Source organism: Iningainema tapete BLCC-T55, from assembly GCF_014698965.1.
Taxonomy (GTDB): domain Bacteria; phylum Cyanobacteriota; class Cyanobacteriia; order Cyanobacteriales; family Nostocaceae; genus Iningainema; species Iningainema tapete.
Genome location: NZ_JACXAE010000013.1, coordinates 61,985 through 81,489, shown reverse-complemented (window position 1 = coordinate 81,489; position 19,505 = coordinate 61,985). Strand labels below are relative to the sequence as shown.

Genomic DNA, 19,505 nt, shown 5'->3' with positions numbered 1-19,505 from the left:
ATCATGCAAATGCATACACAATTAGAGCCACCCCCTCAAACCTTTCTTGAGCCTCTGACTAAATTACGTGACTACTATGCTCGTCTTGTCAAAGAGTACGAACACCTGTTTCATACAGCGCAAGCGCAACTAGCTCATGTAGAAGGTTTGTTGTCCTCCTGGTCTTTAGAAAAAAACCACGAGTCGCAAACCATTGAGAAAAATGACGATTTAACTGAGATCGCCCTTTTAGCAAACAATGAATCATCATTTGTTTCTCAATCAAACGTTGTCGCGAACGAGCCTGAAGTCCAAGATTTAGAAGGCTTTGAGGAAGATAATTCTTTGTCACTCGAAACCGAGTCAGCGCCAATCCAAAAACCGGATACTCCTGTACTAGAGCAGAAACCTTTACAGAATAACGCTGTACTAGAGCAGAAACCTTTACAGAGTAACGATTCTAGTAAGGTATTGGACATTCCTTTGCTACCTGAGTACCAAGTGCTTACTCGAATGCAAGCTATAGAAAAGCTATTGCAAGAGCATGTCGGGAGTGTTTGCCATATAGACTTTATCGTGCGATCACTATATGGAGACTTAGAGCCAAATATCTTTAGAGTAGTTAAAGGAAGAGTCCACTCGACACTAACACACGGTAAAGAAAAAAGTCATTGGGCAGCAATTCCTGACGAGCCTGGTTGTTACACCCTGGATTTGAGCTTGGTAGCAACAAAAAATGGCAAGGTTAAGTCTAAGAATGTTGCACAAAAGCGGAAACCTTTCATACTTCCCAAAACAAAGCGAATTCCAATGCTTTCGGAGTTTGAGGGTCAGTTTTTGATTGATGCCATCAGTTCTTTACTTAAACAAAATCAGGGTAAGATTTTCAGTGTCGCAGAAATTATCACCGGACTTTATGGAGAACTAGATTCTCAGCAACTAAGGCAAATCAAAAGTGCTGTTCTCAATGAACTTTCTAGAGGTTATCGGATCGGCAGATTTTCCAGAGTTCCTGATAAAGTTGGTTATTACACTTGGGATGTGAAATTAACTATAGAAGGAGGCAAATCAAAAACCCTGGGTTAAGGGTATAGGGGAAAGGGTGTAGAACATTTTCCACTTCTTCACTACACCCCAAACCCTCTGTTTTACATTTGTGTCAAAAAAAAAAGAAGTGACTCTCAGCCACTTCTTAAAAATTCCCAGGTAGAACCTGAAAACGAGTATAACGGGTACAAAAAGTGTAAATCGTATAAATTTACACTTATTCACTAGAAAACGAAGGTTGACAGTCTTGATTACTCTACTACTTCGTTAACAGGGAAACGGTCAATGAGCTGAATAGCCCTTTGAGTATTGCTTTTCAAGGCAGGGGACAAATGAGGGACATGGGGAATTTGTGATAATAAATCTAAAGTTCGACGTAAAATTCGCACCAAATCTCCTTCATCTAAACTAGTGCGATCGCATAATTCTACCCACTCCATTCCTAATGCCCATTGTTCTACGACAGCAATTAACTCAAACTCTAACCAAATAGGCAAAGCCACGTTGTACCTGCGTTGTAGTTGAAACATCTGACGCCGAATACCGCGCAATTTGGACAAAGCTTCTCCGACTTGTTCACTCAGATCAAAATAAACTTTACTGTCAGGGCGTGGAGTTTCTGTCACCAAAGCCGCAATCGCTGCTGCTAAATGATGGGGATCTAGGTTGTCTAATTGACCACTAGCAAACACTAAACCAAGCCACAATTCATTTTCTCCCCGAATTGCGGCAGCGATTTGCCCCAATTTTGTGGGAACTAAGTTATCCAGGCATTCAAAGTACTGTAAAATCTCAATCAAATTGAGAAACTCATCCCAATGACGTTGAGACTGTTGCTCTACTTGTAGTTGTAACTGTTTAATTTCCGCTTCAAGTTGAGTTACTTGCATTTTACTTTTGTACAAACCAGCAGATCCTAAATAGTGGAGAGGGTGAGTCTCAATTTGCTGTTGTATGGCAGCAATGCGACTAATTTGTTCTGCTACTTCTGGTGGAATGTACGTTGGTTCTACAGCAGTTGGGATAAGTTGAGCGATCGCTGCTGTTGCCGAGTTACCAATGCAAGACTGTCCCGGTATCAAGGACATTTGTGCTGGTGGTAGCAAGTCTGGAGGTATGTCCAGGCGTGGTAATTGTGCATACAGATCTACTACATCAAAAGTTGCTGCCACGTACCAGTTGTTATTTTGCCCCAAGCATACCAAATAAGGAGGAGCTTGTCCGTAGGAAGGCGTTTTCCCTACTAACACTGCTGTTACTGGTTGAGATACTTTGATGTTGGGACCTTTGAGTCCTAAAAGTGTACCCGAAACTGCAAAACTCAGCATCATTACCAATTCTTCAAGTCTAAATTGCTGAGCTTGCTCTTGCAGGGTTTTCAAGAGCTTTTGTTCTACCCGTAAGTGTTGCCGCAACTTTTCATATCTTGCCAGTTCTTTTTCATCAACAGCATCAATTTGTGCTTGTTGAAGTGCTAGTTGTTGTTGCAGTTCGGCTACATAATCATGTTGTGGTTTAAGATGTAGGTTGGCTAAATATTGCCCAAAGCTACGTTCTATCAGTTCCCTAGATTGCTCTATTGTATGAGTTTGTAGTAAGTTCAACACCATGCCATAACTAGGTGTAAACTGGCTAACTAAGGGATCTGGGTGAGATGTTGCTAGATATGCTGCTTCTTTGGCTCCTTCAAAGGGAGTTTGTAGCGTAACGACATGACCTCTTTCATCCATGCCTCGACGACCTGCTCTTCCTGCCATTTGCAAGAACTCAGAAGCATTTAATAGGCGATGTCCTGTATCAGTACGTTTGGACAAAGTAGAAATTACTGTTGTTCTAGCTGGCATATTAATTCCTGCTGCCAGCGTCTCAGTAGCAAATACTACTTTAATTAATCCTTGTTGAAAAAGTTCTTCTACTAGCACTTTCCATGCAGGTAAAATTCCTGCGTGGTGTGCGGCAATACCGCGATAAAGAGGTGCAATATGCCCAGAACGCCCTGCGTCAGGATTGCGAGTTAAAAATTCGTCAATTTGCCTGCGCAACTGCTGTGCTTCAAGCTCGTTCACCAACCATAAATCGCCTACTTCCGCTACGGCTTTATCACAGCCTCGACGGCTAAAGATAAAGTAAATCGCTGGGAGCATATCTCGTTCTTGTAGGTGGTTGAGAACAGAGATGATGCTAGGGGCTTCTTGTCTACCAGTTTTGCCCTTGTATTTGTCTCCTTTTTTCTTTTTTTTGAGTAGGCGGTGATTAATTTGGGTTTTGTCTTCATTGAGTAAGGGAAATAGCCCTTTGATATTGCCAAAATGAAATTCTAGTGGTACTGGGCGGTAATCTGAATAGATTAAATCAGTTGGTCCATGAACTTGATTTAGCCAATCTGTAAGTTCATCGCTATTAGCAACTGTTGCTGACAAAGCTGCCAGTTGAATTTCTTGTGGGCAATAAATAATTGATTCTTCCCAAACTGTTCCCCTTTGACGGTCGTTCATGTAGTGGCATTCATCCAACACCACTGCTTCAACGTCTACAAGGGAGATACCGACTTGCCCGATTGGTGTACCGTAGAGCATATTCCGGAAAATTTCTGTAGTCATCACCAAAATGGGTGCATCCCGGTGAATGCTGGCATCTCCAGTTAGTAGTCCTACGCGCTCAAAACCAAATTTTAAGCGAAAATCACGTAGTTTTTGATTTGAGAGTGCTTTTAAAGGGGTAGTATAAAAAACTCTTTTCCCCCTTGACAAAGCACGATAAATAGCGTACTCCCCAACTAATGTTTTGCCCGAACCTGTGGGCGCACACACGACTACAGAACGTCCAGCATTTAGGGAAGCGATCGCATCATTCTGGAACTGATCAAGTTCAAAGGGAAATATTGATGCAGGATCTAGTTCAGGAGACAGGGCAGGGTAATTCACTCAATCACAATTGCAACCGGATTTTTTACTATCATAGCTACTATGCTTGTTAACGAGCGTTAGTGGATAATGTTTCGTTGCTAAGGAAACATTAGCCATGACCTAATTCTTGAGAGCGTGCGGTAGCAGCAATAACAGCTTCTATTATAGCGGAGCGGAAACCTGCTTTTTCTAATTGAGCGACACCAGCAATTGTTGTACCACCAGGACTAGTAACGCGATCTTTAAGTTCTGCTGGATGTATTTTGGTTTCATCTAGAAGTTTTGCGGTTCCCAATACCGTTTGTAATGCCAGCTGATATGCTATGGCTCTGGGTAAACCGGAACTAACTCCGCCATCACTGAGTGATTCTATCAACAATGCCACGTAAGCAGGTCCACTACCTGACAGTCCTGTGACTGCATCCATCAGCATTTCGGGAACTTCTACCACATCTCCCACTGCTGCCAACAAATGCCGTGCCATTTCGATGTGATTGGCTTTAGTATAAGCACCTGAGGTCATTGCAGTAATTCCTGCTCCCACTGTTGCTGGGGTATTAGGCATTGCTCTAATTACTGGTAAAAGGGGAAAAGCTGCTTCGAGTTGACTTAAAGGCACACCTGCCAAAATGGAAATGATCAGCGGTTTGGAATTCATTTCCATCACATCCGCCAATTCTTGAGCAATGGCACTAAACACTTGGGGTTTCACTGCCAAAAGTACCACTTCTGTTGTGTCTGTAAACAATTGACGATTATCCATCGTCACTGCGACACTGTAGTGTTCTTCCAAAAGACGCTGACGAGGGAGGTGCGGTTCGCTCACCAATACTTCTGTTGGGTGATATATTCCACGAGCTATAAGACGGGATAACAGCGCTTCTCCCATTACCCCGCCACCAATTAAACCAAATTTAATAGTCATTTGTCCTGTGTCCTTTATCATTTGTCTTAGTCCATCACTAATGACAAATGACTAATGACAAATGACCCATATAAAATCTATTGTGCCATTCTATTTACTTCTTGACCCCATGCCGGACTTGCGCTTGTAGTCCTTTGACGTACTGGTGGCTGTGGGACTTCATGAATTACTCCTGTTTGAGTACTCACTTGTACACAACTTGGTGTGAATAAAAAGATACTTTCTCCTATGCGCTCTTGATGTCCATCAAGTGCGTAAGTACCACCTGCAACAAAATCTACTGCACGCTGTGCTTGATCTGGATCCATAATTGTCAAATTTAGCACTACAGACTTCCGCTCTCGCAATGCTTGAATTGCCTGAGGCATTTCTTCAAAAGTGCGTGGCTCAATTACTAATACTTCCGAAATACCGTTGATTGCTCCTGGCATTCCAATCACATTATTCATAGGCTTTGATCCTGTTGCTACATCTGTACCCATTGTAGGCATGGGTTCGCGCCAACGTCGATTTTGTGTAGGGGCTTCTTGTGGGGAAGCTACACTTTGAGGATTTTGTTCTTGATACAGATTTTGGTAACTCTCGGTTTCTGGTTCTTCCTCGTAGTACTCATATTCTACTGGCTCGTTCAGTCCGACGAAATCTCTGAGTTTGGAAAAAATATTGTTCATATTTTACGCTCCTAGTGCATAGTGTGCATGTAATGCTTTGGCTAAAACTGATTCAATTTACTTTTTTCTCTACATCGCCTGATAGTTTAGCAATTCTATCGGTCTTTGTAGTATTTACTACGATTTTTGTTAGAAACAAACGCCCCCTGAAACGTTTGTACACATCTATACGCAATAACTGAGTCAAGATTATATCTTAACTAGTGTTACAAGAAAAGGTCTTTTTCACCTGTATCGATTAATATTTATTTTTGTGAATAGAAATTCCTTCTCCGTAAATAAAGGTATATAAATTATTAAGTATGATTGAGTTTAAGGCGATCGCTCTCCAAACATAATAGTTCCCAATCGTACCATCGTTGCACCTGCTTGCACTGCCAAAGGATAGTCACCAGACATTCCCATCGAAAGGTGAAGCATTTTGATGTTTGCCCAGTTTTGTTCTCGAATCTCCTTGGCAAGTTGGCGAGTGGTATTATACAAATTCAAAATTTCTGAGTCATTTAAACCTAAAGGTGGAATTGTCATTAAACCCTGAATTTGTAAATTTTTGTAAGAGTCGAGTTTTGGTAAGTCGGCTAACAGTTGTGGTACAGTCCAACCTGACTTGCTGGGATCGCTCTGAATTTTTACCTGTAGACAAACCAAGGGACTTACTCCTAGCTCAACAGCGAGTTCGTCCAAGCGTTGAGCAAGCTTCAAACTATCTACAGAATGAATCCACTTAAACTGTTCAACAGCTTTTTTGGCTTTATTAGTTTGCAAATGCCCAATAAAATGCCAAGTAATATCTGGTAAATCTTGTAAATCCACTTGTTTTTTAGCTGCTTGTTGGATGCGACTTTCGCCAAAATCGCGAATCCCTGCTTCATAGGCACAGCGCATTGCCTCTGTTGATACTTGCTTTGTGACAGCAATCAAGCGGACTGACTCAGGGAGGGAGGCACGAATGTTAGTAATACGAACGCTAATCGAACTGCTCATTGGAACGTGCGTTGAAAAATACTTTGTAGCTGATCGTACTCTTGATATTGCCCTGCGCGACGTAAATTACGTATGCGATTTTCTAACATCATTCTAGCCTCAGTACGTCCGATTGGTTGAAACTTCAAACCCTTAGCATCAGTTAATACCAAAAAAAACAAGCGTTGGGCATAAAGTGTGGTGAACAATTCTTGGTTTTCCTCTACCATACAGATTCTGTAGAGCAAACCCCAAGTGGGATGATTTATGTATGTTTCTGAGTTTTCTAGATTCATTTAATACGATAGTATGGCTATATTTAGCTTTTGCTGATAAACACAAATATATAGTCAATAGTCGATATTTGGAGATCATAGTCTCACGTAGAGTTACCTTGGTGTTGTGAGTAGACTTTTCATCTACAACCGCCCATGCTTTAAGTTGTGCCTACGTGTGTGGAACTTCATGCCATTCTCGTTCAGGATGACTCTGTGCGACAATTCCTGCTCGGTTTCTCTCAACGATGTGGAATGAATATTTAATTCCCACCGCTAGGATAAGGTAACTTGTACCAATGCCAACCAAAAATACAACATCAATCAAATCAACAACGTTGCTATCAAATCTTAAGACACCTTTGATGTTGTTGACAAGATGATGCTCCAAACTGCAGAAATTTTACTTTTGTCTATCTTATGGCAAGATGTTTATGCCATAACAACAAATATAGTAGCGTAAATACTCTGATTGAGGACAATTTATATTGCAAACTTTGTGGTGAGATGAAAAAGCAAAATTTTTATTTACACTTAATACTAAATTTTTTATATCATTGGTTGAATATTACACTTAAAATATGACCGAGGGATTGTAGCATTTACCACAGTTTATTCTCTAAACACTATTACCCAGGTGAAATTCATGAATGTTATTTCTACTGAAATCCCCGATCTTTTAATCCTTGAACCGCAAATCTTTTCTGATGAACGCGGCTTTTTCTTTGAAGCTTACAACTTACAAAAATTTATCGATAAATGTGGTGTAAATACTAACTTTGTTCAAGACAATCACTCTTACTCAAAACAAAATGTCTTGCGCGGATTACACTACCAAATTAAACAGCCACAAGGTAAACTTATCCGTGTGATTGCTGGTACTATTTTCGATGTAGCTGTAGATATCAGAAAAAGTTCCCCTACTTTTGGTCAATGGGTGGGTTATGAACTCAGTGCTGTGAATAAACGTCAATTCTGGATACCCCCTGGTTTTGCCCACGGTTTTATTGTACTTTCCGAGTTTGCTGAAGTTCTTTACAAAACTACGGACTATTACGCTCCTCAATATGAGCGCTGTATTCAGTGGAATGACCCTGACTTGTCTATAGACTGGCAACTAAGGAATGCACCAATTGTATCTGCCAAAGATGCAGCAGGTCAACCATTCAACATAGCAGAGGTTTTCCCTTAAGAAGATGGATGCATGATTGTAAAGACGTTCCGCCGGAACGTCTCTACAGGTTTTACAACACTTTACCAAAACCTACTGTCCAGTAGTGATTGTAGTTAACTTTGCCTGTGTCATTGGCAAGGTAGTAGTACCCAACTCCGATTTCTCGATAATTAGGATTGAGAATTTGGGCTTTATGCCCCGGACTATTCATCCATGATGAAACAATGCCTTGGGCTGTAGCTTGACCTGCACCAATATTTTCCCCAATAAAAGAATATGTGTAACCTGCTGCTTTAGCGCGATCGCCTATGCCAGTGCCATTTGATCCTACATGGTCGAAAAAGTCACGCACAGCCATATCTTGAGCATGTGCTTGAGCAGAGTTATTTAACTGAAAATTCAACTGTAGAGGTTGTAAACCTACTAGCTGACGTTGAGCATTTGTCAAATTTACAACTTCTTGAACAAGAGGATTTACTGCTGGCTGAGAAGATAAAGGTACTATAGGTTGTACGTTACTTGTCTGCACCTGTTTGTTCGCTTCTATTGGTGCACTGTTAGTGACAATGTTTGCTGCACTGGCGTTATTGCTGTTGCTTAATGGCGCACTGTTATTAACAGTGTTTGCTGCACTAGCGTTATTACTGTTGCTTAATGGCGCACTGTTATTGACAGTGTTTGTTGAACCAGCAATATTTGTATCACTGCGCTTAGGACTAAAGAGATTCAGGTTGAAAATGTCTCTCAACCTTCGTGGTGAACTAGTATGAACATTGTCTTGACTACTGCTAGCACTATTTAGGGGGTTAATAGGTGCGGATAGTGGATCAGCACTACCTAAACCAGGAGACAATACTTGTACACTGTTGTAACTCTGCAAGTCGCTGTTATTACTGCGAGTAAGAATCTGGTTCACTGAATTTACTGCCATAGATCATGTTTCAAGGGTTACTGGACAAGTTGTGCTTATTTGGGCATTCCCCATGCAACCCGGTACTCAACCGTAAAAACACTTGTCTTCACGGTCAAATTTAGAAAAAATTATTAGTTGGGAACACACGCAGGTAATTCTACCAAAAGGTATAGAAAAAAAAATGTGAATAAATGTAACGAAAATTAAGGAAGGTGAGTAAAAATTAAAGCTATGAGTGTGGTATGTTATAAACGGCACATCCTAACAAAATTTCAGGGATGAATAAATCTATTCTGCTGATTGGCAGCAACGGTCAAGTCGGTCAAGAACTGCAACACGTCCTTCAACCCTATGGAAATATCATCACTGTTGCACGCCCTACTATAGATCTCACCCAACCCGACACCATACGTGAAGTCATTAGGGAAAACCAACCCCAAATTATTATCAACGCTGCAGCTTACACCGCAGTTGATAAAGCTGAAAGCGAACCAGAACTTGCCAGTGCAATCAATGCTACAGCGCCAGGAATTATGGGAGAAGAAGCCGCAAAATTGGGTTCTTTCTTAATTCATATTTCTACTGATTACGTTTTTGATGGTAATCATAGTCGTCCTTATCAGGAAACTGACGCGACTAATCCAATAAATGTATATGGCAGAACAAAATTAGCCGGAGAACAAGCAGTTCAAAATACTAGCTCTCAATACTTAATTTTGCGTACTGCTTGGGTATATGGAACCTTTGGCAAAAGTAACTTTGTTAAAACTATGTTAAGATTGGGAACACAAAGACCAGAACTTCGTGTCGTTGCCGATCAAATTGGTAGCCCCACTTGGGCAAAAGACATTGCCAAAGCGATCGCCCAAATTATCCCCAAATTATCTTCAGAAATTGTCGGCATCTACAATTACACTAACAGTGGTGTAGCTAGTTGGTATGACTTTGCTGTTACCTTAGTTGAAGAAGCTCAACAGCTAGGATACAACCTCAATGTGCAGCGCACAGTTCCCATTTCCACTGCTGAATATCCTACACCAGCCCATCGTCCTAGTTATTCTGTCTTATCAACAGCTAAAATATCCAAAGTTTTAGAAACCCATCCACCTCACTGGCGTTTATCGTTAAAGCAAATGTTAACGGAGTTGAAGACTGGCTAATAGTTCATAGCAATTAGCAATTAGCTTTTAACAATCAACAATTAACAATTTCTATGAAAGCACTAATTCTTTCCGGTGGTAAAGGTACACGTTTACGCCCCCTCACCTACACTGGTGCAAAACAGCTAGTACCAGTTGCAAATAAACCAATTTTGTGGTATGGAATTGAAGAAATGGTAGCAGCTGGTATTACTGATATCGGCATTATTATCAGTCCAGAAACAGGCACAGAAGTTCAAGCACAAACAGGATTTGGGGAAAAATTTGGCGCAAAAATTACTTATATTTTACAAGATAAACCAGCCGGACTCGCTCATGCCGTCTCTGTTGCCCGTCCTTTCTTAGAAGATTCTCCATTTGTAATGTACTTGGGCGATAACTTGATTCAACAAGGAGACTTGAGTTTCTTTTTGAAACAGTTTCACAAACAATACCACGATGCGTTGATTCTCTTACGTCCTGTTGCTAATCCGAGCGCCTTTGGCGTAGCTAAGGTAGATGAAACAGGGCGAGTTTTGCAGTTAGTTGAGAAACCAAAAATTCCGCCATCAAATCTGGCTCTTGTGGGAGTTTATTTCTTCTCTCCGATTATTCATGATGCGATCGCTTGCATTCAACCTTCCTCCAGAGGAGAATTAGAAATCACCGACGCGATTCAATGCTTAATTAACCAACAAAAGCAAGTTGCCGCCTGCCAACTTGATGGTTGGTGGCTAGACACTGGTAAAAAGGATGACTTGCTAGAAGCGAATCGGTTGATTCTCGATACCTACTTGACGACATCTATTTTAGGAGAAATAGATGTCCAAAGTTCTGTAATTGGACGAGTTCAAATCGATCATGGTTCCTCAATCATTAATTGTACAATTCGCGGTCCTGTAGTAATTGGTAAAAATTGTCATTTAGAAAATTGCTTTATCGGTCCTTATAGCAGTATTGCTGATAATGCTATGCTGATAGACACAGAATTAGAACATAGCGTTGTTTTAGCAGGGGCGAAAATTATCGGGATTCACCAACGTATTATCGATAGTGTCATTGGGCAAAGGGCGCAGTTAACTGTCGCACCTCGTCGTCCTAAAGCATTGCGATTTATGATTGGTGATGACTGTCAAATTGAATTAACGTGATCTACTTTTTAATAGTCAATTACTATTCCACACATTTTGTTACAAAGTTAATTAGTTCTCTAACTTCAACCGAATTAGAGTATCAAGTAATTATTATTAACAATTCTCCTCAGGATGCTTCTATCTTTCAACTTGCCTGTGCATCTGTAAGAATTTTTAACGCTACTACTAATTTAGGCTTTGGCAGTGCTTGTAACGAGGGGTTAAACATTATTTACGCTGAAGCGCCAGAAGCAATAGCTTGGGTAATTAATCCTGACGCCTATTTATTAGAAAATACTTTAGCTCAAGTTCAACCATTCTTTAATTCCCATCCAGAAGTTTCCATTCTTGGTACGATTGTTTACACTCCGGCAAAAAAAGTTTGGTTTGCTGGGGGTCGCTTTAATGATATAAATGGAGAAATTATATCTGAAGATTTGTTAACAAACTTAGAGCGAGATTATGTTGCTTGTCATTGGGTGACAGGTTGTAGCCTCATAATTAATCTTAGCAACTTTCCTGAATGCCCTCAGTTTGATCCTATTTACTTTCTCTACTATGAAGATTTTGATTTTTGTCTACGCTATGCTCATCAAGGACATTTAATTGCTGTCACCAAGCAGTTTGGTGTTGTACATCAGCCTTCTTCTATTACAAACAAGTATGTTTTCCGCAAAACTAAACATAGCACATACAGTTATTTATTAACATTGGATAAATATACAAATAAGCTAGTTTTAATTATTAGATTAATGAGACTTATTTGTTACGCCTTCATCTTGATTTTAGTCAAACCTCGAGTAGCATTTGGTAAATTATCTGGCATATTACTTTACTGGCATTCGAGAAATTTTATTAAAAGATGCTGGGAATAAATGAGCAAATTATTAGTTAATTTATCAATTCTCTTTTCACAACCCACAGGTATAAGTAATTATGCCCAAAATCTCTTTCCCTATTTCAAAAGTCTCAACCCTACGCTCCTAACTGCTCAAAAGTATCCAGATATTGACTGCTATTCTATCCCTAATAATCTTACTCCTGCTCAAGGTACAAAAGGACATTTTAACCGTTTAGTGTGGACACAATTACAACTACCAAAAATATCTAAAAAGTTAAAATCTCATCTCATATTTTCTCCGGTTCCCGAAGCTCCACTTTATGGTAACTGTCGTTTTGTGGTGATGGTTCACGACTTTATACCGTTGCGCTTTCCTAAACATTTTTCACCTTTAAAATATTACCATCAATATTACATTCCCCAAGTTCTTCAGCAAGCACAACATATCATTTGTAATTCTCAAGCTACGGCAAATGATATCATTCAGTTTTGCGACATTGAGGCAAGTAAAATTACACCAATTCCTTTAGCTTATGATGCAAATCATTTTAGAGCGTGGGACGGGCAAGATGCCCATCCCACAAAAAATTGTTCATACTATCTTTATGTTGGTAGGCACGATCCTTATAAAAATTTACATAGAATTATCGCCGCTTTTGCTGCAATACCCAACAATAAAGACTATGAATTGTGGTTAGCAGGACCATATGATAAACGCTATACTCCTGTTTTGCAAGCGCAAGCTGAGGAACTAGGTATAACTAATCAAGTTAAGTTTCTTAACTATGTTCCTTACAACGAATTACCTAAAATAATTAATGGTGCGATCGCTTTAGTTTTCCCTAGTCTTTGGGAAGGCTTTGGCTTACCTGTGCTAGAGGCAATGGCTTGTGGTACTCCCGTTATTACCTCCAACCTCTCTTCATTACCAGAAGTTACTGGTGATGCTGCTATTCTGATTAATCCCTATGATACTAGAGAAATTACTCAAGCGATGCAAATAATTGTCACAGATTCACAATTGCGCGATCGTCTTTCTGCCCAAGGTATGATGAGAGCAAAGCAATTTAGTTGGGAAAAAACTGGACTTGCCACCGCTGAAGTTTTATCACGTTACCTTTAAACTAGATCCCCGACTTCTTAGAGAAGTCGGAGAACTATGGTGTTCCGACGGCACCAGAATAAACCAAACCTCGTTGCATATCCATAGTTAAAATTGCGCCATCTCGAATTACTTGTGTTGCTGCTTTTACACCCACAATCACGGGTACACCGAGACGTAAACCAATGACTGCGGCGTGGCTAGTAAGACTTTCTTCTTCAGTAATGATCCCGGCAGCTTTGCGAATTGCTTCCACAAAATCGGCACTAGTACAAGGAGCAACCAAAATATCTCCATGATTAAAGTTACTAGCATCCATACCCGTAAGTGCCACTCGTGCGCGACCACTTACAGAACCTTGTCCTAATCCTAACCCGATTCCTTGACCTAAAACTGCTGTTACCACTTCCACTTTAATCAAATCTGTGGAACCAGAAACGCCTTGGAGTGTACCCGCAGTCATTACGACTAAATCCCCTTCAGATAATAGCCCTTTCTCTTGAGCAACGTTGATTGCTGCTTGAAAAGTTTGACCAGTAGAAGGTAACTCTAACATCAATAGTGGTTTCACTCCCCACACTAGTTGCAATTGCCTTGCCACATTTACGTGAGGTGTTACTGCCAAGATGGGTGTATGAGGACGGAACTTAGAAACGTTGCGTGCAGTTGCTCCACTTTGTGTGAGAGTCATAATTGCTGCCGAGCCAAGTTGTTCAGCTATTTGCCCTACAGCTTGACTAATCGCATTGGGAATTGAGCGTCTGGTATCTCTGACTTGAAGTACACCTACGTGTTGTGCTGCATCTTGTTCCATACGTTCAGCAATCCGCGCCATTGTCGCTACAGCTTCAACTGGGTACTTGCCAACAGCAGTTTCATTGGAAAGCATCACTGCATCCGTACCATCTAAAATTGCATTTGCCACATCTGAGACTTCAGCACGAGTAGGACGAGGATTGTTTACCATACTATCCAACATTTGGGTAGCAGTGATGATGGGAATTCCCAAACGATTAGCAGTAGAGATCAATCGCTTTTGCAGTATGGGAACGTCTTCTGCTGGTAATTCCACGCCTAAGTCGCCTCTTGCCACCATTACGCCATCACACAAAGCCAGAACTGCTTCCATTTGTTCAATGGCTTCGTGCTTTTCAATTTTGGCAATTACTGGTACTTGTTTACCTGTAGTGGAAATTAGCTCTTTAATTTCGATCATGTCCTGCGGGTTACGGACAAAGGAGAGTGCAACCCAGTCTACACCTTGATCTAAACCGAACATCAAATCCTGGCGATCTTTGTCAGTCATTGCCTTTACTGACAGATATACTCCAGGAAAGTTCACACCTTTATTGTTAGAAAGCGTTCCTCCTACGGTGAGGAGGCAGTGCAAATCGCCTTTTTCACGATTAATTTCCTCTACAAGCATTTCTACTCGTCCATCATCGAGGAGAATTCTTGCTCCTACAGGAACTTCTTCTGCTAGATAGTCGTAAGTAACGCAGCTAATTTCTTGTGTACCAACAACTGGGCGATTGGTTAAGGAAAAGCGATCGCCTTTTGCCAAGACTATGGAACCATTTTCAAACTTACCCAAACGAATTTTCGGTCCTTGTAAGTCTTGGAGGATCGCTACTGGTTGATTCAGTTCAAAGGCTGTTTGGCGAATGAGGCGAATGTTACGCTGATGATCAGCATGAGTACCGTGAGAGAAATTGAGCCTTAGGGTTGTTGCACCAGCTTCAATAATAGCTTTGAGCATTTCTGGGCTGCTGGTAGCAGGACCAATTGTGGCAACAATTTTTGTGCGGCGTACAGAATAATTTAGTTGCATAGGGGCTGAATCAAAGGAGGTATTGAGGCAATCATTTTAAATTAAGGCGCACCTCATCTCTGTTGCTGCTGCAATAATTTAATCTGGTAGATCCAAAGCTATAGCTTAGCGTCTTGTCGGTCATCATACCGTTATTCGGTTGCTAATCTGTAAAGAAGTAGATAAATCTTTCTACACAAAACTTTATTATTGGTTAATCTTGATCATATACTCGCTATTGTTTGGTAAATAAGGAGAATAAAGATGCTAATGGCGGAGGCACCAAAGCCATTGACAGTCCCGCCTAAGGATTTATTAGCCGCACCCAGTGGTTTGAGTCCATCGCTGCTCATGTTTTTAGCTGCCTTGGGAGTATTTGTGTTATCTAATTTTGGTTACTGGGTGTGGGAATGGCAGCACTGGGTATGTTTTACTGTCAACACTGTTGCCATACATGTTGCCGGAACGGTGATTCATGATGCCTGCCATCAATCTGCTCATCGTAACCGAGTAATTAATGCGATGTTGGGGCATGGCAGTGCTTTGATGTTAGTTTTTGCTTTTCCGGTGTTTACAAGAGTGCATTTGCAACATCATGCCCATGTTAACGATCCGAAAAACGACCCAGATCATTATGTCTCAACTGGTGGTCCGTTATGGTTACTTCCTGTCCGCTTTTTGTACCATGAGGTGTTTTTCTTTCAGCGGCGGTTATGGCATAAATATGAGTTACTGGAATGGTTTTTGAGCCGTTTGTTTGTTGCCACAATTTTTTATATTTCGGTGCAATACCATTTTTTGGGCTACATTCTCAATTTTTGGTTTATACCTTCTGCTGTGGTTGGGTTAGCACTGGGAATGTTTTTTGACTATTTACCCCATCGTCCTCACCAAGAGCGCGATCGCTGGAAAAATGCCCGTGTCTATGCTAACCCCATTCTGAATATCTTGATCATGGGGCAAAATTACCACTTAATTCATCATTTGTGGCCTTCTATTCCCTGGTATAATTACCAGCCCACATATCATCTGATGAAACCGCTTTTAGATGAAAAAGGTTGTCATCAATCTTTAGGTTTACTACAAAAGAAGGACTTTTTTGAATTTGTTTATGACGTTTTTTTAGGAATTCGTTTTCATAAATAGTTGGGGAGTATACAAGTCAAAAGAATCAAGGTAAAAGTCAAAAGAAAGATCAATTAATTTTTCTTTTGACTTTTGACTTTAAAACGCCCTTTCTTTAGCTGGTAGTGATGGAGAAAAACTCCAGTCGGGGCGTAAGTTTTTAGCTTGACGTAAATAGATATGGTGAATTGGGGTGGATGCTGGGAGGTAGACGTGAACTAAAAACCGGATGCATCGCTCTAAGCTACCTTCAACGTGCATTTGCTGCACATCTAACAATGCTACATTGTCCCAGAAAGGACGTTGACGTGCGATCGCCGCTGGAAAAACAGCATCCAAGTCTTTTGTGACTGTAAAAGTAACACTAATCATGTCTGTGGGATGCAGTTGGTTTCGTTTTTCTAATTCGTCTAGTAATTCCGTCACTGCTTCTTCTATTGCCTCAACCGTATTCTCTGGGACGGTTGTTGCCCCGCGAACCGCTTGCATTCGCCACTCCACGCAAAAATCCTCCTTAATTAGTCATTAATTATTAGTCATTAGTCATTGGTGATGAGTCATTGGTCATGAGTTAAATTTGTCAAATGACCAATGACAAACAACTATTTATGGTCTATACAACCATAGCGGCAAACCACTTGTAGATAATTCAAACTCGACCCAATCGACTCTAGCTTTAAGTCCACCCTGATGAAGATTCCCTGGTAGGATACGACTCAACAATGGTTTTCTCTCTTCTATGGTATGCACGGGGGCTTTTTCTGGGTCAAGACCAACTAGTTCACATGCCCAGTGACGAGCATCTTCTTCTGTTCCCAGACGATCTACAATACCCAGATCCTTCGCTTGCTGTCCAGTAAAAATCCGACCATCAGCAAAACTTCTCACAGTTTCTACTGCTAAGGATCTTGCGTCGGCTACTGTTTGTACGAACTGCTGGTAACTCGTATCAATCAATTCTTGCAAAATATTTTGTTCTGGTTCTGTAAGTTCTCGGTCAAACGCCAAAATATCTTTATATGGACCAGATTTAATTACTTTAAAAGAAATACCGACTTTTTCCAGCAAGCGTTCCAAGTTGTTGCCTCTTAAAATTACACCAATACTACCTGTAATTGTACCAGGATTAGCCATGATGTGTTCTGCTCCCATCCCGATATAAACACCGCCAGAAGCAGAAATATTACCGAAACTAGCAACAATCTTGATTTTTTCCCGCAGCCGCTTCAAAGCGTAGTAGATTTCTTGAGAGTCTCCTACTGTACCACCAGGGCTATCAATGCGCAGTAGTAATGCAGGAAATTTCTTTTCTTCCACTGTTTTCAGGGCTTCTAGTACCCGTTTGCGAGTTCCACTTGCAATAGCACCAGTGATCTCAATGCGAGCAATTTGTTTACGAAACTTGGGCTGAAAAGGCCAAACCATGAGCAGATGAAAACTTTGTAGTATACTTAATCATAAGATATAAAAACAACTTATAACTTAATAACCAAGAACTCAGAAGCCACCAACCCAGAACTCAGAACTCAGGAATCTTGAACAATCAAGGGTTTATGTCTCCACCATCATCTTTGATTCATGTGGTTTTGATTTGTGAAGGTATAAATCTCTAAGCTTAAGGAGGGTGTTTGCTGACCAACAGAGTTCTTTTTTTAAAAAATATTAATATTAATTTTTATTAAAAATAGTTTTGGCAATGAGTTTATCGTAAAATTTGACACCGATAATAAGCGTAAGTGTCAAACAAAGCACCAACGAAACTGCAAGTTAAACTGATCACAAATAATCCGCGTAAGGGAGTACCACTACCAAAAATAGTCAGAAACTGCAAGATATGAGTGGCGATCGCGATACTTATCTCTTGTACTCCAGGAATGTAGCCAATAAAGGAGACAAAAACCAGTACGCCACCGATTAAAAAAAAGGGAGCAACGAAACTAAAAATAACCGTTAAAAGCAGAGAACGGAGAAAATTAGTAAAAATAGTCATGTGATTGAGGCTCCAAGAGTTGAATAGAGAATAGGCAAACAAAAATGCGTTCACTTTCTACAATAAGAGCTATCTCTTTAACTCAAACGATAGTTTAAAAATCTTAAGTTTTGATTAAAATATATACACATAAAAGGGCTAATGGTTAATTGCTAATGGTAAATAGTAACAATTAGCCATAAACCATTAACAATTGTTGGTTGTAATTCGCTATGATGACGGCAGGAACGCGAGTAAAAGAGTAAACATTGGTTGAGACTAGAGCCAAATTCGGGTTGGGAGCATGGAGCCAGCGATTGTTGACGGCTACTTTTTTGTGTGGGCAAGTGGTGATCCACATACTTCAGGGTAAAATACATCAGCGTAACACGCGAGAACAAATGGCAGCAGTAGGTCCAGACTCCCTATTCATTGCCTTATTAACCGCTATTTTTGTCGGAGCAGTATTTACAATTCAGGTAGCACGGGAATTTATCAACTTTGGGGCTGGTAACATTGTTGGTGGAGTACTGTCACTAGCGCTAACACGAGAACTTTCACCAGTTCTCACCGCAGTAATTTTGGCTGGTAGAGTCGGTTCAGCATTTGCGGCAGAAATAGGCACAATGCGGGTAACCGAACAAATAGATGCCCTCATGATGTTAAAAACAGATCCCATTGATTACTTAGTGGTTCCTCGTGTACTAGCTTGCTGCATGATGTTACCAGTTTTAACCCTCTTATCTTTAGTGACAGGCATGTTGGGGGGATTAATAATTGCAACAAATATATACAACCTTTCCGAAACAGTGTTTCTAGACTCAGCGCGAAATTTTTTAGGAACCTGGGATATTCTCAGCGCCATGATTAAAGCCTGTTGCTTTGGGATTCTGATTGCCATAATTGGCTGTAATTGGGGCTTGACGACAACCGGAGGCGCTAAAGGAGTGGGACAATCAACCACAAGTGCTGTAGTTACAGCTTTATTAATTATATTTGTGAGCAACTTTTTTCTTTCGTGGGTGATGTTTCAGGGAAGGGGCGGAACACTCCAACTCGGATTCTAGTTGCTATACCATTCTAAAATAGAAATTATGTCCACGCTCACACAATAAATGTTTTTGACTGTGACTACAACCTATACTTCATCAGCATCCACGGTTGAACTCAAGCCCAATTACAACATACCTGTGGTGTTAGTTGTTGCCGCAATGGGACTACTACTAGTGCAACCTTGGGTAGGCTCCCTGGTTGCTTTGTTTGGCTTGTTTCTCATGTTTCAAGCGGTGACACTGCGTCTAGTATTTACTACTACAGATTTAGATATTTACAGAGGCGAAAAGTTAATTCGGCGCTTTCCCTACCAAGAGTGGCAAAATTGGCGTATATTCTGGTCAGCAGTTCCGATTCTTTTTTACTTTAAAGAAGTTAAAAGTATTCACTTTTTGCCAATTATATTTGATCCCAAAACTCTCAAAACTTGTCTGGAAGAACGTTGTCCACGTATTTAATGTTATCATAAATAGTTTAATT

The 19,505-nt window shown here is 40.6% G+C and carries 19 protein-coding genes and 1 pseudogene; 9 read left to right on the top strand and 11 right to left on the bottom strand.

Features of this window, described 5'->3' with window-relative positions; all coding sequences use genetic code 11:
• Positions 1-3: 3 nt before the first annotated feature.
• Positions 4-1,065, top strand: coding sequence for a hypothetical protein (locus ICL16_RS02850; protein WP_190825382.1), 1,062 nt, complete (start codon positions 4-6; stop codon positions 1,063-1,065).
• A gap of 212 nt (positions 1,066-1,277) precedes the next feature.
• On the opposite strand, the gene ICL16_RS02845 is transcribed toward ICL16_RS02850, so the two are convergent.
• The 6 genes from ICL16_RS02845 to ICL16_RS02820 all read right to left on the bottom strand — a co-directional run bounded on the left by ICL16_RS02845 (position 1,278) and on the right by ICL16_RS02820 (position 7,157).
• Positions 1,278-3,950, bottom strand: a complete 2,673-nt coding sequence (locus ICL16_RS02845; RefSeq protein WP_190825381.1) for a DEAD/DEAH box helicase — start codon at positions 3,948-3,950, stop codon at positions 1,278-1,280.
• 91 nt (positions 3,951-4,041) lie between these two features.
• Entirely contained in the window at positions 4,042-4,857 is an 816-nt protein-coding gene (proC, locus tag ICL16_RS02840; protein WP_190825380.1) for a pyrroline-5-carboxylate reductase, read from the bottom strand.
• A gap of 77 nt (positions 4,858-4,934) precedes the next feature.
• Entirely contained in the window at positions 4,935-5,528 is a 594-nt protein-coding gene (locus ICL16_RS02835) for a cell division protein SepF (protein ID WP_190825379.1), read from the bottom strand.
• 312 nt (positions 5,529-5,840) lie between these two features.
• Entirely contained in the window at positions 5,841-6,512 is a 672-nt protein-coding gene (locus tag ICL16_RS02830) for a YggS family pyridoxal phosphate-dependent enzyme (RefSeq protein ID WP_190825378.1), read from the bottom strand.
• Positions 6,509-6,787 (bottom strand): transcriptional coactivator PipX, encoded by a 279-nt coding sequence (gene pipX / locus ICL16_RS02825; RefSeq protein ID WP_190825377.1) that lies wholly within the window; start codon positions 6,785-6,787, stop codon positions 6,509-6,511. Before pipX ends, ICL16_RS02830 begins: the two co-directional genes overlap by 4 nt.
• A gap of 151 nt (positions 6,788-6,938) precedes the next feature.
• Positions 6,939-7,157: a hypothetical protein gene (locus ICL16_RS02820; protein WP_190825376.1), complete on the bottom strand. Its 219-nt coding sequence runs from the start codon at positions 7,155-7,157 to the stop codon at positions 6,939-6,941.
• A gap of 255 nt (positions 7,158-7,412) precedes the next feature.
• On the opposite strand from ICL16_RS02820, the gene rfbC reads away from it, so the two are divergent.
• Positions 7,413-7,958: a dTDP-4-dehydrorhamnose 3,5-epimerase gene (gene rfbC / locus ICL16_RS02815; protein WP_190825375.1), complete on the top strand. Its 546-nt coding sequence runs from the start codon at positions 7,413-7,415 to the stop codon at positions 7,956-7,958.
• Positions 7,959-8,010: 52 nt separating this feature from the next.
• Here the strand turns inward: rfbC and ICL16_RS02810 are convergent, their stop codons facing one another.
• Positions 8,011-8,871 carry a CAP domain-containing protein gene (locus tag ICL16_RS02810; protein WP_190825374.1) on the bottom strand — a complete coding sequence of 287 codons (861 nt, stop codon included), beginning with the start codon at positions 8,869-8,871 and terminating at the stop codon, positions 8,011-8,013.
• A gap of 260 nt (positions 8,872-9,131) precedes the next feature.
• On the opposite strand from ICL16_RS02810, the gene rfbD reads away from it, so the two are divergent.
• The 4 genes from rfbD to ICL16_RS02790 are packed head-to-tail and all read left to right on the top strand — an operon-like array spanning position 9,132 to position 13,089.
• Positions 9,132-10,013 (top strand): dTDP-4-dehydrorhamnose reductase, encoded by an 882-nt coding sequence (gene rfbD / locus ICL16_RS02805; RefSeq protein ID WP_190825373.1) that lies wholly within the window; start codon positions 9,132-9,134, stop codon positions 10,011-10,013.
• 53 nt (positions 10,014-10,066) lie between these two features.
• Positions 10,067-11,143 carry a glucose-1-phosphate thymidylyltransferase gene (locus ICL16_RS02800; RefSeq protein WP_190825372.1) on the top strand — a complete coding sequence of 359 codons (1,077 nt, stop codon included), beginning with the start codon at positions 10,067-10,069 and terminating at the stop codon, positions 11,141-11,143.
• Complete coding sequence (locus ICL16_RS02795; protein WP_190825371.1) at positions 11,140-12,000, top strand: glycosyltransferase; 861 nt, start codon at positions 11,140-11,142, stop codon at positions 11,998-12,000. Before ICL16_RS02800 ends, ICL16_RS02795 begins: the two co-directional genes overlap by 4 nt.
• Positions 12,001-13,089, top strand: a complete 1,089-nt coding sequence (locus ICL16_RS02790; protein WP_190825370.1) for a glycosyltransferase family 4 protein — start codon at positions 12,001-12,003, stop codon at positions 13,087-13,089.
• Between the two features lie 34 nt (positions 13,090-13,123).
• On the opposite strand, the gene pyk is transcribed toward ICL16_RS02790, so the two are convergent.
• Complete coding sequence (pyk, locus tag ICL16_RS02785) at positions 13,124-14,899, bottom strand: pyruvate kinase (RefSeq protein WP_190825369.1); 1,776 nt, start codon at positions 14,897-14,899, stop codon at positions 13,124-13,126.
• A 243-nt stretch (positions 14,900-15,142) separates the two neighbouring features.
• Here pyk and crtR point away from each other — a divergent pair, with 243 nt between their 5' ends.
• The gene (gene crtR, locus ICL16_RS02780; protein ID WP_190825368.1) at positions 15,143-16,024 is read left to right on the top strand and encodes a beta-carotene hydroxylase; all 882 of its coding nucleotides are present in this window, start codon (positions 15,143-15,145) and stop codon (positions 16,022-16,024) included.
• Positions 16,025-16,073: 49 nt separating this feature from the next.
• On the opposite strand, the pseudogene aroH reads toward crtR, so the two are convergent.
• The 3 genes and pseudogenes from aroH to ICL16_RS02765 all read right to left on the bottom strand — a co-directional run bounded on the left by aroH (position 16,074) and on the right by ICL16_RS02765 (position 17,993).
• Positions 16,074-16,504, bottom strand: a pseudogene (gene aroH, locus ICL16_RS02775) (chorismate mutase).
• A gap of 105 nt (positions 16,505-16,609) precedes the next feature.
• Positions 16,610-17,428, bottom strand: a complete 819-nt coding sequence (gene sppA, locus ICL16_RS02770) for a signal peptide peptidase SppA (protein ID WP_190825366.1) — start codon at positions 17,426-17,428, stop codon at positions 16,610-16,612.
• Positions 17,429-17,705: 277 nt separating this feature from the next.
• Positions 17,706-17,993, bottom strand: a complete 288-nt coding sequence (locus tag ICL16_RS02765; protein ID WP_190825365.1) for a hypothetical protein — start codon at positions 17,991-17,993, stop codon at positions 17,706-17,708.
• Positions 17,994-18,268: 275 nt separating this feature from the next.
• On the opposite strand from ICL16_RS02765, the gene ICL16_RS02760 reads away from it, so the two are divergent.
• Both ICL16_RS02760 and ICL16_RS02755 read left to right on the top strand, forming a co-directional pair.
• Positions 18,269-19,039, top strand: a complete 771-nt coding sequence (locus ICL16_RS02760) for an MlaE family lipid ABC transporter permease subunit (protein ID WP_420485247.1) — start codon at positions 18,269-18,271, stop codon at positions 19,037-19,039.
• Positions 19,040-19,087: 48 nt separating this feature from the next.
• Positions 19,088-19,483, top strand: coding sequence for a DUF3119 family protein (locus ICL16_RS02755; RefSeq protein ID WP_190825363.1), 396 nt, complete (start codon positions 19,088-19,090; stop codon positions 19,481-19,483).
• Positions 19,484-19,505: the final 22 nt, after the last annotated feature.